We start from the raw sequence: 13,561 nt of genomic DNA, 5'->3' as shown, positions 1-13,561 counted from the left end.
TGACGCGATCCATTCGAGGTGACAGCCGCATGGCTGATGGCCCGGATCCGCGAGTACTCGCCGTCCTTCGACGAGGAACGGTTCGCGGCGCACGAGCGGTTCTTCGTCGACGAGGTGCGTGGCTGGGCACGGTCACGGTTCGACGTCGCCCTGCCGGCCGACCGCACAGCGGTGTGCGGCGTGTCGGCCAGTGGTGAGCTGGCCCTCGCCATGGGCCTTCGGCATCCGGACGTCTACGGTGCGGTCTTCTGCGCGTCGCCGGGCGGTGGCTTCCGTCCGCCCGCCGTCATGCCGACGTCGCTGCCGCGCGCGTACCTCGTCGCCGGGACGCTGGAACCGTGGTTCCTGGAGAACGCGGCCCGGTGGGCGGATGCGCTGCTCGAAGCCGGGGCCGAGGTTGTCATGAGGGAGCGGGTCGGGGACCACGGGGACCCGTTCTGGCGGGCCGAGTTTCCGTTGATGGTGTCCTGGGCGTTTGGCCGGTGAGGTGGGGCGTGCTCAGACGTTGAAATGTGAAGGCGAGGCGGGTCATCCCTCGGGAGCGTACGAGCCGCCCGATGCCTGGGTACAAATCAGCAAGTGATGCATCGAGCGCCTGGCCCGAGGCCCCGACGCTCAGTACAGCGCCTCCACGCGGGCGGTGTACTTGCTCGACACGATGAGGCCGCGCCGCAGCGGAGCCTCGCTCGGCCCGGCGTGGCTGGCGAGCTTGGCCTCCCAGAAGTCCACCTGCGACGCCGTCGGGGCCACGCCCAGGTAGTGCTGGTACGCCGCGCCGATCCGCAGCCGCACCGCCTGCGGGTTGTTCCACAGCGCCTTGGCGACGCCGGCGCGGCCCAGGGTCGGCAGCCGGTCCGTCCAGTGCTGGAGCTGGGCCGCGGTGGGCGAGCGGTGCAGGATGTGCCGGTAGAGCGCCGTCACGTACGCGTCGGCGGTGCCACCGACGTGGCTGTAGTACTTCGGGTTGGACAGCAGGTACAGCTCGACCTCGTCGACGACCCGCGTGCCCTTCCGGATCGCCTCCAGGTGGGTGGCAACGGCCGACGACGACGGCGTGTAGCCCAGCGTGCCCTCGTACGCCGAGACGATGCGCGCCGAGCGGTACTTGGTCGAGCCCTCGATCCCGTCCGCCAGCGGGCCGGTGCCGTTGGCCTCGACCTTCTCCGCCCAGAAGTCGATCTCGCTCGCGGTGGCCGGACGCCCGAGGCTGTCCAGGTAGACGGCCTGGACCACGTTGACATAACGCTCGGCGACCGGGGCGGCGTAGTGCTCGGCGTAGAGCGCCGCCTTGTCCCGGATGCCGGGCAGGAGCGGGTAGGCGAGCGTGCCGGGGCACTCTGTGTAGTGCGTGTCGCGGTGGCCGAAGATGCGGGGCAGCGTCACCTGCTGGCCGACCGGGAACCGACCGCCGGAGCTGACAGCTGTGAAGACCGCCGACTCGTCCGGGTTGATGTCGTACTCCGCCAGGCGGTAGCCCGCGATGTGCGCCACGCCGTCCTGCTGTGCGGCGGACGGCGTCACGCCCGCCTCGGTGGTGAACGTGCCGAGCATGGCGATGCCCACGGTGCCGGTGTTGAAACCGCCGGCGTGCGCGCCGATGATCGGCTCCTCGATGCTGCCGTCGGCACCCTCGTAGATGTTGCCCCACTTGTCGACCAGGAAGTTGTAGCCGATGTCGCACCAGCCGTTCGTGTGCTGGTGGTACGCCTGGTCGTTGCGGATGGCCTGCATGGCCTCGGCGACGGTGCTGTAGTCGTTCGGGTTCACGGTGTGGTGCACCACCGCGCCCTTGAGCCCGCCCTCGGCCGGGAACCAGGTGGGGCCGCTGCCCGGGTCGGCGCACTGGGGCGCCGCGCCCCACTCCTCGCGCGTGATGATGGTTGGCCCGCCCGTCGCGGACGCCGGTGCCACCTCGCCGGACGAGCTCGCCGCCGCCGTCGTGGTCGCCTCGGAGGACACGAGGCTCAGCTCGACGCCCTCGGGCACGGCCTTCGTCTCGTCGACAGTCGCCAGCTGCACCGCGTCGGCCTCACCGATGTAGGCGGGGTCGGACACGATGACGGCGGAGCCCTCGTCAGCGCCCTGGGGAGACTTCTCCAGGAGTGTCCATGGACCCCACGTACCGTCCAGGGCGCGGGCACGCACCTGCAGCTCGGGAACCAGGCCGTCGACCACGGCCGGCCACGACGCACCGACGGTCTGGAAACCACCCGGGGCCTCGACGGCGCCGGCGATGCGCCCGTCGGCGTCGGCGGTGTCGAGCACGATCTCGCCGTCGGCCGCTGTGCTCATCTCGGTGCTCGACTCGGGCTCCGTCACGGTGACGTCCGCGACCGGCTCGCTCTCCGGCTCGGGGGCCGCAGCGACCTCGAGAACGTCCACGCTCGCCTCAGCGGTCCCGGTCTCCGGGAGTGCCGAGTCCGTGGCGTCGGGGACGGCGGAGGACCGCTCGGGCTCCGCCGAGCGGTCCGGGGTGAGTGCGGTCGCGGTCGGAGCGAGCGCACCGAGCGCGATGGCCGGCGCGACGCCGAGCACCAGAGCCCTCCCCACGACCTCACGAGTACCCTGCCCGGACCTCGACGCCGCCACATGCCGTGCCACTACTACCTCCACGTTGGAACTGCAGCCGCACTGCACGAACACAGCCGGCGCACATGTCATCGGGGACCCTAACCGAGCGGAGGCGGCACGAGGGGGGCCGTAAGCCCTGCAAGGCAGGGTGATCTTCAGTCAGGTCTCGCGTCTCCGGGCGATGGCTCGCTCATGGTGACCGTGCCAGCGGAGCATCGCCTGGGCCGGCGACTTGCCGGGCCGCTTGGCGATCGCCCGGATCGCGTCGTCCTCTTGCGAAATCGTTATCGATATCGTTAACCTCCCGATCAGTTCCGCGACTTGCCCAAGGCCGACGGAACCCGATCGGAGAGGAACAACGATGTCCCATTCCACGACCATGAGGCGGGCGGCCGCGATCGCGGCGTCAGCCCTGACTGCTCTCGCACTGGCGGTGCCCGCGGTCCAGGCCTGCCCTAGGGAGCCGACTCTGCGCTCCGAAGCGCCGCGTGACCTCGAGGTCGGCAGCGCCGTGTGGGGTCAGCGCGACCTGCTCGACTACGACCGCAAGAACCCCACGGAGTTCCAGCGCATCCTCGGGGCCGAGTTCAGCTCGCTGACCCCCGAGAACGACATGAAGTGGGCCGAGGTCCACCCGGAGCCCGACGTCTACGACTTCTCCGGCGCAGACGCCGTCGTCGCCTTCGCGAAGGCCAACGGTCAGGAGGTCCGCGGGCACACGCTGCTCTGGCACAGCCAGAACCCGCAGTGGGTGATCGACGCCAGCGCCGACTGGACCTGCGAGGAGGCGCGCGAGGTTCTCGAGGACCACGTCCGCACCGTCGTCGGCCGCTACGCCGGCGAGATCTACGAGTGGGACGTGGCGAACGAGATCTTCCAGGATGACTGGGACGCGGGCGGCGTCAAGCTGCGCACCGAGGCCAACCCCTTCCTCAAGGCGTGTGCCGAGGACCCGGTCGCCCTGCTCGGTGACGTCTTCCGGTGGGCGCACGAGGCGGACCCCGAGGCGGTCCTCTTCCTCAACGACTACAACGCCGAGGGCATCAACAACAAGACAAACGCCTACTACGAGCTGGCCCAGGAGCTGCTCGCCGACGGCGCGCCGCTGCAGGGCTTCGGCGCCCAGGGCCACCTGAGTCTGCAGTACGGGTTCGACGAGTCGATCCAGGAGAACTTCGAGCGGTTCGCGGACCTCGGGCTGAAGGTGGCGGTCACCGAGGCCGACGTCCGTATGCCGCTCGGCGAGGACGGCGAGCCCACCGCCGAGCAGATCGCACTCCAGGCGGAGCGGTACGACAAGATGCTCGAGGCGTGCCTCAACGTTCCGGCCTGCTCCAGCTTCACGGTCTGGGGCTTCGACGACGGGCGCTCGTGGGTCCCGGGCGTCTTCCCGGAGGGCTACGCGACGATCATGACCGAGGAGTTCGAGAAGAAGCCCGCGTACTACGCGCTGCTCGAGAGTCTCACCGACGCCACCCCCGGCAGGTCCCCGCGCACGCCCCCCGGTCTGAACCGGTAGGGCGACATCGTGAGGTACCGGTGGCGTGCGGGCCTGGCCAGGTCCGCACGCCACCGGTCCCGTTCTGAGTCCACCGCAGGTCGACCCGGCCTCCGCTCTGGTCGGACGACCAGGCCGAAACCGGGTAGCGCTCAGACGTTGAACCGGAACTCCACCACGTCGCCGTCCTGCATCACGTAGTCCTTGCCCTCGATGCGGGCCTTGCCCGCCGCCTTCGCTCCGGCGATCGAGCCGGTCTCCACGAGGTCGTCGAACGAGACGACCTCCGCCTTGATGAAGCCGCGCTCGAAGTCGGTGTGGATCACGCCGGCCGCCTGCGGGGCGGTCCAGCCCTTGTGGATGGTCCAGGCGCGCGCCTCCTTGGGACCCGCCGTCAGGTAGGTCTGCAGGCCCAGGGTCTCGAAGCCGACCCTCGCGAGCTGGTCGAGGCCGGACTCCGGCTGCCCGGTCTCGGCGAGCATCTCGGCCGCTTCCTCCGGTTCGAGCTCCACGAGCTCCGACTCGAACTTCGCGTCCAGGAAGATCGCCCGTGCGGGCGCGATGAGCTTGCGCAGCGCCTCCTGGGAGGCGGTGTCGGCCAGGCCGGCGTCGTCCGTGTTGAAGACGTAGATGAACGGCTTGGCCGTCATGAGCTGCAGGCTCGCGATCTCGGCCAGGTCCAGGCCGGCGTCGGCGGCGCCCTGGTAGAGCGTGATGCCCTTGTCGAGGATCTCCTGGGCCTTCTTCGCGGCCGCGTACAGGACGGGGTCGCCGCGCTTGATCTTGACCTCCTTCTCCATCCTCGGCAGGGCCTTCTCAAGGGTCTGGAGATCGGCAAGGATCAGCTCGGTCGAGATCGTCTCGATGTCGCCGGTGGCGTCGAGGGAGCCGTCCACCCGCACGACGTCCGGATCGTCGAACGCACGCGTGACCTGGCAGATCGCGTCGGCCTCGCGGATGTTCGCGAGGAACTTGTTGCCCAGGCCCTCGCCCTCGGACGCGCCCTTGACGATGCCTGCGATGTCCACGAACGACACGGTGGCCGGCAGGATCCGCTCGCTGTGGAAGATCTCGGCGAGCTTGGCCAGCCGCTCGTCGGGCAGCGAGACCACCCCCACGTTGGGCTCGATCGTCGCGAACGGGTAGTTCGCCGCGAGCACCTGGTTGCGGGTCAGAGCGTTGAAGAGGGTGGACTTGCCGACGTTGGGCAGGCCGACGATGCCGATAGTGAGAGCCACGTCGCGAAATTCTACGTGCCGGGCGCCAGTCGCCGTCGTTCGAGCTCGTCGAGGTCGCGCGCCACGAACCGGTGGTGCTCCCAGGCCTCGCCTGCGATCACGCCGAGACAGCGCCACACGGGAAGGCTGCGCGTCTCTGGTTCCCACGGCGGTAGCCGCTGGGCCGTGGCCTCGAACTCGTCCTGCGTGAGGGCGTCGTACTGGGCACGCACCTGGGCCACGCGGTCCGTCCAGGCCGCCTGCACCTCCTCGTACGACGGCGTGGCCGTCACGTCGACGCCGAGCGCGGCCGCCCGGTCGTCGTACTCGGAGAACGGGAGGCCGATCGGGCTGAACGCGCCGTCACGACCCTGGATCCCGTGCCGGAGCCAGCCGTCGACGGCGAACACGAGGTGTCGCAGCGTCTGAGCGGTCGACCACTCGCCGTCGACCTGCTGGTCCACCGTGCCGGCGGGCATGGCGGCGACCCGGTCGAGCGTGGTCGACCAGGTTCGCATCGCGGCCTCGAACGACTCCCGCTGCAGCGCCAGGACCTGGGACCGAGCATGCTCCCGGCCGGGACTCCGCCGGTTGAGCTCGGCCTCGACCAGGGGTTCGACGTCGACCCCGTTGATCTTGAGCCCGCGGATCTCGCCGTCGATGTCGGCGCCGGTCAGGTCGACCCCGCGCATCACGGCGTGCGGCAGGTACGACTGCTCGAACACCGCACCCTCCAGCTCTGCGAAGCGGAAGCGCGCACGCGTCAGGTCTGCCGCAGCGAACTCGGCGCCCTGCAGGTCGTCATCAGCCGTGAATCGGGTCATGGCCTCAGACTAGGAGGGGTCACTGACACGGGCGTCGCCGGCGTCGATCAGGTCCAGGTCCCGGGTGGCATACCAGTGGTGGTGCCACTCCTCGGAGAGCACCACCCCGACGCACTGCGCGACGGTGAACGGCTCGGACTGGTCCATCCACGGCGGCGGCTCGGCCGGGCTGCCCGCCTGCTCTGACGTGACCGTGGCAAGGAAGTCGCGCACCTCCCGCACGCGGCCACGCCGCACCTCCAGCACCTCGTCGTACGACGGCGTCGCGGCCGGGTCGATCCCGATTCCCGGCGCGTCGGCCGCGAACGCCGACTGCGGCATGCCGGACGGCCAGAACACGTCCGCACGCCGGCCCTGGGCGCCCCAGCGCAGCCAGCCGTCGGTGCAGAACACGAGGTGCCGCAGGGTCTGGGCGAACGACCACTCGTCGTCGACCGAAAGGTCGACGGTACCGGCGGGCATCGAGGCGACCCGTTCGTACGTGGCCTCCCACATGCGGTCGAAGGTCTCCGACGCCTGGCGGAGCCCAGCCAGGGTGCGGTCCTGGAGCAGCGCCCGCTCCGGGTACCGCTTGTTCAGCTCCGCCTCGACCAGGGGTTCGACCTCGACCCCGTTGATGCGCAGGTCGTAGATGTCGCCGCTGATGTCCGCGCCGACCAGCTCCACCCCACGCATCCGCACGCCGTTCAGGCCGACCTCGCGGAACTGGGCACCACTCAGGTCGACGTGCCGGATGTCGGCGCCGCGCAGGTCTTCTCCCTCGATTCGCCTCATACGACGGACGCTACGCCGACCCTCTGACAGTCGTCGGCATCCTGACGATCGTCGGCACCGGGCGCCGGCCCGCAGCCGCCGTCTGCCAGGCGCCGAGGCTCACGGGAAGGACTGCACCTGCTGGAGCAGTTCCGGCAGCCGCCTGTTGTACACCCGAGCGCCGAACCGCACCGCCAGCACCAGGATCAGCCCCCCGTACAGGACGCCGACGGCGAGCGTCGCGACGCCCCACAGCACCCCGCCCAGCGCCAGGGCCGCGATCCCCACCGCGAAGACCGGGACCGACAACCCCAGCGTGACCAGGAAGCCGACCCCCTGCGAGACCATCGTGGCGACCGCGGCACCCTGCGGGGACTTGAGCGGGCTCTCCCCCGGCTTGGCCACCGGGTACACGAGCCGAGCGGAGACCGCTGACGAGACACCGGTGCTGACCAGCAGGGCGCCGAAGGCCAGTCCGAGCAGGGGCAGCGTCAGGTGCCAGGAGTCGGCCGCCCAGACCGACGCCACGACCGTGGCCGCGCCCACCAGGGGACCCACCACGAGCATGGGGATCGCACGGCCCCACCGGTCCGCCCTGCCGTCGACACCGGCGGCCACGTGCAGCGCGAACGCCGTGTTGTCGTAGGCGATGTCGTTGGAGATGCTGAAGCCGAGCATCCAGGCCACGAACGGCCCCGTCGCCAGGAGCATGAAGAAGCTGCCGGTGCTCTGGCTGGTGAAGTACATGATGACGGGCAGCAGCGGGACTATCGCGATCGAGCCCGAGTACCGGGGATCCCGCAGCCAGTAGGTGGCCGTGCGGGCGGTGACCGCCCAGGTGGGCGAGAACGGCACCTGGCCGAACGCGCCGAGCCCCTTCGCCCTGCCGCCACCGCCGTCACCCACCGGCGGGCGCTCCAGGGCGCGGGCCAGCGCCCGGTCCCAGACCAGCCAGGCCAGCGCGATGGTGCCGAGCGCGACGGCGAGCCGCCCGGCCAGGGCGGCCCAGTCGCCGTCGTGCACCGTGCCGGCGAGGGACCAGGCGGCGCCGAACGGTGTCCAGCCCACGACGCCGGCGGCCTGCTCGAACAGCGGGAGGAGCCCGGTGCCGCTGTCGGCCTCGACCGACACCTCGACGCCGTTCGCGAGCCAGCTCGCCAGCGGACCGACCAGCACGATCAGCACCAGCGCGACGATCGTGACGAGCTCGCGGTACCGCCGGGACTCCAGCACGGGGGCCAGCACGGTGGTGATCGCGCGGGACCCGATCACGCACGTCGCGACCCCGAGCACCGCGCCGACGAGCGCGACCAGCAGGACGCCCGGCTCCAGCACCCACGCGAAGGAGGTACCGACGGCGACCAGCACCGTGGCGATGCCGGGCACCGACACCAGGCCGGCCACGGCGAGCCCGGCGACGAGGGTGCGCCGCGGGATCGCATAGGTCGTGAACCGGTGCGGGTCGAGGGTGGCGTCCACACCGAACGCGAAGATCGGGATCAGCCACCAGCCGACCACCGTGACGGCTCCGCCGAGGGTGATCGCGAGACCCGCCCAGGCCGGGTCCCCCACGAACGCCAGGCCTCCCACCAGGGCGATCAGCGTGCCCACGATGCCGAGCGCGTACACGGCCGCGACGATCATGCCGATCGTCTGCCAGACGCTCTTGCGGAACGTGTTGCCCATCAGCGTCAGCTTGAGGGTCAGGAACCGCGCAACCATGAGAGCCCTTCCGAGTGCTGGCGGCCGCCGACGAGGTCGACGAACCGGTCCTCCAGGCTCTGCTCGCCGCGCACCTCGTCCACCGTGCCCGCCGCGAGCACCTGCCCGAGGGCCATCACCGCCACGTGGTCGCACATGCGCTGCACCAGGTCCATGACGTGGCTGGAGACGATGACGGTGCCGCCGCCCGCCACGTAGTCCTTGAGGATGTCGCGGATGTTGGCGGCGCTCACCGGGTCCACCGCCTCGAACGGCTCGTCGAGGACCAGGGCGCGCGGCGCGTGGATCATGGCGCTGCCCAGCGCGATCTTCTTGGTCATGCCCGCCGAGTAGTCCACTACGAACGTGTCCGCGTCCTTGGCCAGGTCGAAGGCCAGCAGCAGGTCGTTGGTGCGCTCGACGACCGTGTCCTTGTCCATCCCGCGCAGCATCCCCGCGTAGGTCAGGAGCTGGCGGCCGGTCAGGCGGTCGAACAGCCGCACGCCGTCGGGCAGCACGCCGAGCGTGGCCTTCGCCTCGTCGGGACGCGCCCAGAGGTCGACGCCGTGCACCCAGGCCGTGCCGAAGTCCGGCCGCAGGAGGCCGGTGGCCATCGAGAGCATCGTGGTCTTCCCGGCGCCGTTCGGGCCGACCAGGCCGTAGAACGAGCCCGCAGGGACGTCGAGGCTGACGCCGGAGACGGCGATCTTCTGGCCGAACCGCTTCCAGAGGCCGCGCACGCTGAGCGCGGCCGTCGGGTCGTACGGAGGCGGCTCGGGGGCGCCCTGCGGGCCTGGCCCGCCCGGCGAGCTCGGGTCGACTGGGATGGTCATGGCACCCAACGTAGCCGCGACGTCCCACACAGTGGATCCGACGCGAGGATGAGTGCGGGTGAGAGTGCTTCCGCCTGGCGGCGGACAACCTCACCAGCGCAGACGCCGGGCCGATGCACAGGCGATACCGGACGATTCCGAGCACACGGGGTGTCGCCGGCGGGAGTGTCAGTGGCTCGTGGCAGCCTGTCGCACATGGACATCGCCGCAACGATTCTGCTGGCCCTCGGCGCCCTCGTCGTCGGTGCGCTGCTGGGGTGGCTCGGTCATGCACAGCGCTCAGCGCCCGCCCTGCGCGACGCGGACCTGGAGGCCGTGCGCCTGCGCGCCCAGGTCGAGTCGGCCGAGCAGCGGGTGGCTGCCGCGCAGGACCGCGCGGACGAGCAGATCGCCGCCGCGCGGGAGCGCGCCACCGAGCAGATCGCCGCCGCGCGCACGGAGCAGGAGAACGCGCGGCGCCAGTTCCAGGCGCTGGCCGGCGACGCGCTGGACGCAAACAGCAAGCGGTTCCTCGAGCTCGCCGAGGAGCGGCTCAAGCGGTCGGCCTCAGCCGGCGAGCAGGCGCTCGCCCAGCGCGAGCAGGCCGTGAAGTCGCTGGTCGACCCGCTGACCAAGGCGGTGGAGCTGGTCCGCAGCGAGGTGCTCCAGGCGGAGAAGGCGCGCATCGAGGGCCAGGGCGCGCTCGTGGAGCAGATGCGCAACGTCGCCGAGGTGTCGGCCGACCTGCGCAACGGCACGGCCGACCTGGTCACGGCGCTGCGCTCGTCGCAGACGCGCGGCGCCTGGGGCGAGCTGCAGCTTCGCAAGGTCGTGGAGTCGGCGGGCATGATCAACCGCGTCGACTTCACCGAGCAGGAGCAGGTCACCACCGAGGACGGCACGCTCCGCCCCGACATGGTGATCAACCTCGCTGGCGGCAAGCGCGTGGTCGTGGACTCGAAGGTCGCCTTCATCGGCTTCCTGGAGGCGCAGCAGTCCGACGACGCCGCGTACCGCGAGCAGCGCCTCGACGCGCACGTGCGCCACATGCGCAAGCACGTGGACGACCTGGCGGCCAAGAAGTACTGGAACCAGTTCGAGCCCGCGCCGGAGTTCGTCGTCATGTTCGTGCCGGCGGAGGCGTTCCTGTCCGCGGCCCTGGAGCGCGGCCCAGAGCTGCTGGAGTACGCGGCGCAGAAGAACGTCATCATCGCGACACCCACCACGATGCTCGCCCTGCTGCGCACCGTCGCCTACGCGTGGCGGCAGGAGGCCCTGGCGGAGAACGCGCAGAAGGTGCTCACGGTCGGCAAGGAGCTGTACGCGCGCCTGGTCACGATGACGAGCCACGTCACGCGGACGGGCCGCGCGCTGGAGTCGGCGACCAAGAGCTACAACCAGATGATCGGCTCGCTGGAGCGCAACGTCCTGACGTCCGCCCGCCGGATGGTGGAGCTCGACGTGGTCGACGAGAAGGACGCCGTCGAGGAGCTGAAGGGCATCGAGGAGGTGCCGCGCCCGGTCACCAAGCCCGAGCTGCTCGCGGCCGAGGAGGGCGGCATCGTCGCGATCGACCGCGCCCAGGACGGCGAGCGTGAGCAGCCCGACGGGATCCTGGTGCAGGCCCTTGAGGTCACCGAGCTCGCGGTGACCGACAAGCGTGCGCTCGAAGCGGTCGAGAAGGCCGCGTCGGACGGCACGAAGGACGCCTCCGCCGTCGGCCAGGCCGGCTGAGCCGGGCTCGCGAACCGGGCTCAGCCAGGCCGGGCCCAGGCAGGCCAGGCCCAGGCGAGCCGGGCGAGAGCCACGCTCAGGCCAGCGGAAGCTCCTTGCGAGCCTCGCGCCGCGGCCGCTTGGTCTCCTCGCCTGCGGCCTTCAGCCCGGCCCGCAGCTCGCGGGGCAGCGAGAACATGAGGTCCTCGGTCGCGGTCCGCACCTCGTCGACCGTGCCGAAGCCGTGGTCGGCGAGGTGGGCGATGACGTCCTGCACCAGGATCTCCGGCACCGACGCGCCGGAGGTCACGCCCACCGTCGTGACGCCCTCCAGCCACTCGTCCTTGATCTCGGTCTTGCGGTCCACGCGGTACGAGGCCGTCGCGCCGGACTGGAGCGCCACCTCGACGAGCCGCACCGAGTTGGACGAGTTGGCGGAGCCCACGACGATGACCAGGTCGCACTCCGGCGCCAGCTTCTTCACCGCTACCTGGCGGTTCTGCGTGGCGTAGCAGATGTCGTCGCTCGGCGGGTCCTGCAGCGACGGGAACTTCTCGCGGAGCCTGCGGACGGTCTCCATCGTCTCGTCCACCGACAGCGTGGTCTGCGAGATCCACACGACCTTGTCGGGGTCGCGCACCACCACCTGGTCCACCTCGTCGGGCGAGTTCACCACCTGCACGTGCTCGGGCGCCTCACCCGCCGTGCCCTCGACCTCCTCGTGACCGGTGTGCCCGATCAGCAGGATGTCGTAGTCGTCCTTCGCGAACCGGACGGCCTCCTTGTGCACCTTGGTGACCAGGGGGCAGGTCGCGTCGATGGTCTCGAGGCTGCGCGCCTCGGCCGAGGCGCGCACGGCCGGCGACACACCGTGGGCCGAGAAGACCAGCCGGCCGCCCTCTGGCACCTCGTCGGTCTCGTTGACGAAGATGGCGCCGCGTTCCCGCAGCGTCTCCACCACGTGCTTGTTGTGCACGATCTCCTTGCGCACGTACACCGGCGTGCCGTACGTCTCCAGGGCCTTCTCGACGGCGACGACCGCCCGGTCCACGCCGGCGCAATAACCACGGGGGGCCGCCAGCAGGACGCGCTTGGTCTTGGTCTCGGCAGGACGCTCAGGGCTCGTGACGCTCACACCCGCAGTCTAGGGGCGCCGTGCGGAGGGCTTGTGTCGGTGGTGGGTGGCAGGGTTGGACACGTGACGGAACCCACCCAGCGGCCGCTCCCGGCCGAGCTTCCCCTGAAGGCCCTCGACACCACGGCCACCAGTCCCTGGCCTGTCCGGGTGCTGTCGGAGAAGATCAGGGGCTACATCGACAAGATGCCGCCGGTCTGGGTCGAGGGCCAGGTGGTGCAGTTCAACCAGCGCCCGGGCTCCGGCCTGCAGTGGCTCACGCTCCGCGACACCGAGGCGGACGCCTCCCTGCCGGTGACGGTCTTCTCCCGCATCCTCGACCTGCTGCCCCACCCGCCCGCAGAGGGCGACCACGTGGTGGTGCACGCCAAGCCCGTGTTCTGGACCAAGCGCGGCACGCTGCAGATGCAGGCCAACGAGATCAGGGCGGTCGGCGTCGGCGAGCTGCTGGCCCGGATCGAGGTCCTGAAGAAGGTCCTCGCGGCCGAGGGCCTGTTCGACGCCTCCCGGAAGCGCAGCCTGCCGTTCCTGCCCGCCGTCGTCGGGCTGGTGTGCGGGCGCGAGTCCAAGGCGGAGCACGACGTGGTGGTGAACGCCCGCACCCGCTGGCCCCAGGTCCGGTTCGAGATCCGCGAGGTCGCGGTGCAGGGCGTCAACGCGGTGCGCGAGGTGTCGAACGCCATCGCGGAGCTCGACCGGGACCCGCGGGTCGACGTCATCGTGGTGGCCCGCGGCGGCGGCTCGGTCGAGGACCTGCTGCCGTTCAGCAACGAGTCGCTCGTGCGCGCCGTCGCGCAGGTCCGCACTCCCCTGGTCAGCGCGATCGGCCACGAGACCGACGCACCCCTGCTCGACCTCGTCGCCGACTACCGCGCCTCCACCCCCACCGACGCCGCCAAGCGGATCGTGCCCGACGTCTCCGAGGAGCGGCTCCGCCTCAACCAGGCGCGCAGCCGGATGCGCGGCGCTGTCGCGGCGATGCTCGACCGCGAGCAGCGCGGGCTCGACGGCGTCCGCTCGCGCCCCGTCCTCGCCGCGCCGCAGACCATGCTCCAGTCGCGGGAGCGCGACGTCGTCCAGGCGATCCGGCACGGCCGGCACGCCCTCGACGCGCTGCTGCTGCGGGCGAGCGGTGAGATCGGGCGGCTCGCCGCCCAGGTCAGGGCGCTGTCGCCGGCCTCGACGCTGGAGCGGGGCTACGCCGTCGTGCAGCGCGCGGACGGCCACGTGGTGCGGCAGCCCGACGACGTGGCGGTCGGTGCGGGCGTGCACGTCCGGCTCGCGCAGGGCGCGCTGGACGCCGAGGTGACCGCGACCAGTTCCTAGGCGAATCGGCG

11 protein-coding genes are annotated in these 13,561 nt (G+C 71.1%); 4 read left to right on the top strand and 7 right to left on the bottom strand.

Features of this window, described 5'->3' with window-relative positions; translation table 11 throughout:
- Nucleotides 1–18 precede the first annotated feature (18 nt).
- A complete protein-coding gene (locus AC0QU1_RS06815; RefSeq protein ID WP_483575378.1) occupies nt 19–486 on the top strand; it encodes an alpha/beta hydrolase in 468 nt (155 codons plus the stop codon).
- 129 nt (nt 487–615) lie between these two features.
- Here the strand turns inward: AC0QU1_RS06815 and AC0QU1_RS06810 are convergent, their stop codons facing one another.
- Complete coding sequence (locus AC0QU1_RS06810) at nt 616–2,550, bottom strand: N-acetylmuramoyl-L-alanine amidase (protein WP_483575377.1); 1,935 nt, start codon at nt 2,548–2,550, stop codon at nt 616–618.
- A gap of 382 nt (nt 2,551–2,932) precedes the next feature.
- Between AC0QU1_RS06810 and AC0QU1_RS06805 the strand changes: the two genes are divergently transcribed.
- On the top strand, nt 2,933–4,090 hold the full coding sequence (locus AC0QU1_RS06805; RefSeq protein ID WP_483575376.1) for an endo-1,4-beta-xylanase: 1,158 nt from the start codon (nt 2,933–2,935) through the stop codon (nt 4,088–4,090).
- A gap of 131 nt (nt 4,091–4,221) precedes the next feature.
- Here the strand turns inward: AC0QU1_RS06805 and ychF are convergent, their stop codons facing one another.
- The 5 genes from ychF to AC0QU1_RS06780 all read right to left on the bottom strand — a co-directional run bounded on the left by ychF (nt 4,222) and on the right by AC0QU1_RS06780 (nt 9,397).
- A complete protein-coding gene (ychF, locus tag AC0QU1_RS06800; RefSeq protein WP_483575374.1) occupies nt 4,222–5,307 on the bottom strand; it encodes a redox-regulated ATPase YchF in 1,086 nt (361 codons plus the stop codon).
- Nucleotides 5,308–5,318: 11 nt separating this feature from the next.
- Nucleotides 5,319–6,110 carry a DinB family protein gene (locus AC0QU1_RS06795; RefSeq protein WP_483575372.1) on the bottom strand — a complete coding sequence of 264 codons (792 nt, stop codon included), beginning with the start codon at nt 6,108–6,110 and terminating at the stop codon, nt 5,319–5,321.
- Nucleotides 6,111–6,119: 9 nt separating this feature from the next.
- On the bottom strand, nt 6,120–6,884 hold the full coding sequence (locus AC0QU1_RS06790; RefSeq protein ID WP_483575370.1) for a DinB family protein: 765 nt from the start codon (nt 6,882–6,884) through the stop codon (nt 6,120–6,122).
- A 99-nt stretch (nt 6,885–6,983) separates the two neighbouring features.
- The gene (locus AC0QU1_RS06785) at nt 6,984–8,585 is read right to left on the bottom strand and encodes a hypothetical protein (RefSeq protein WP_483575368.1); all 1,602 of its coding nucleotides are present in this window, start codon (nt 8,583–8,585) and stop codon (nt 6,984–6,986) included.
- Nucleotides 8,567–9,397 (bottom strand): ABC transporter ATP-binding protein, encoded by an 831-nt coding sequence (locus AC0QU1_RS06780; protein ID WP_483575367.1) that lies wholly within the window; start codon nt 9,395–9,397, stop codon nt 8,567–8,569. The genes AC0QU1_RS06785 and AC0QU1_RS06780 overlap by 19 nt, the downstream gene beginning before the upstream one ends.
- A 195-nt stretch (nt 9,398–9,592) precedes the next feature.
- Between AC0QU1_RS06780 and AC0QU1_RS06775 the strand changes: the two genes are divergently transcribed.
- Entirely contained in the window at nt 9,593–11,110 is a 1,518-nt protein-coding gene (locus AC0QU1_RS06775; RefSeq protein WP_483575366.1) for a DNA recombination protein RmuC, read from the top strand.
- A 76-nt stretch (nt 11,111–11,186) separates the two neighbouring features.
- Here AC0QU1_RS06775 and AC0QU1_RS06770 read toward each other — a convergent pair whose 3' ends face one another.
- Nucleotides 11,187–12,224 carry a 4-hydroxy-3-methylbut-2-enyl diphosphate reductase gene (locus AC0QU1_RS06770; RefSeq protein ID WP_483575365.1) on the bottom strand — a complete coding sequence of 346 codons (1,038 nt, stop codon included), beginning with the start codon at nt 12,222–12,224 and terminating at the stop codon, nt 11,187–11,189.
- 63 nt (nt 12,225–12,287) lie between these two features.
- Here AC0QU1_RS06770 and xseA point away from each other — a divergent pair, with 63 nt between their 5' ends.
- Nucleotides 12,288–13,550: an exodeoxyribonuclease VII large subunit gene (gene xseA, locus AC0QU1_RS06765; protein ID WP_483575364.1), complete on the top strand. Its 1,263-nt coding sequence runs from the start codon at nt 12,288–12,290 to the stop codon at nt 13,548–13,550.
- Nucleotides 13,551–13,561: the final 11 nt, after the last annotated feature.

It is taken from the genome of Promicromonospora noduliphila, from assembly GCF_056951025.1.
Note: the sequence above shows the minus strand (reverse complement) of the source record. Positions and strands in the feature narration are given on the sequence as shown.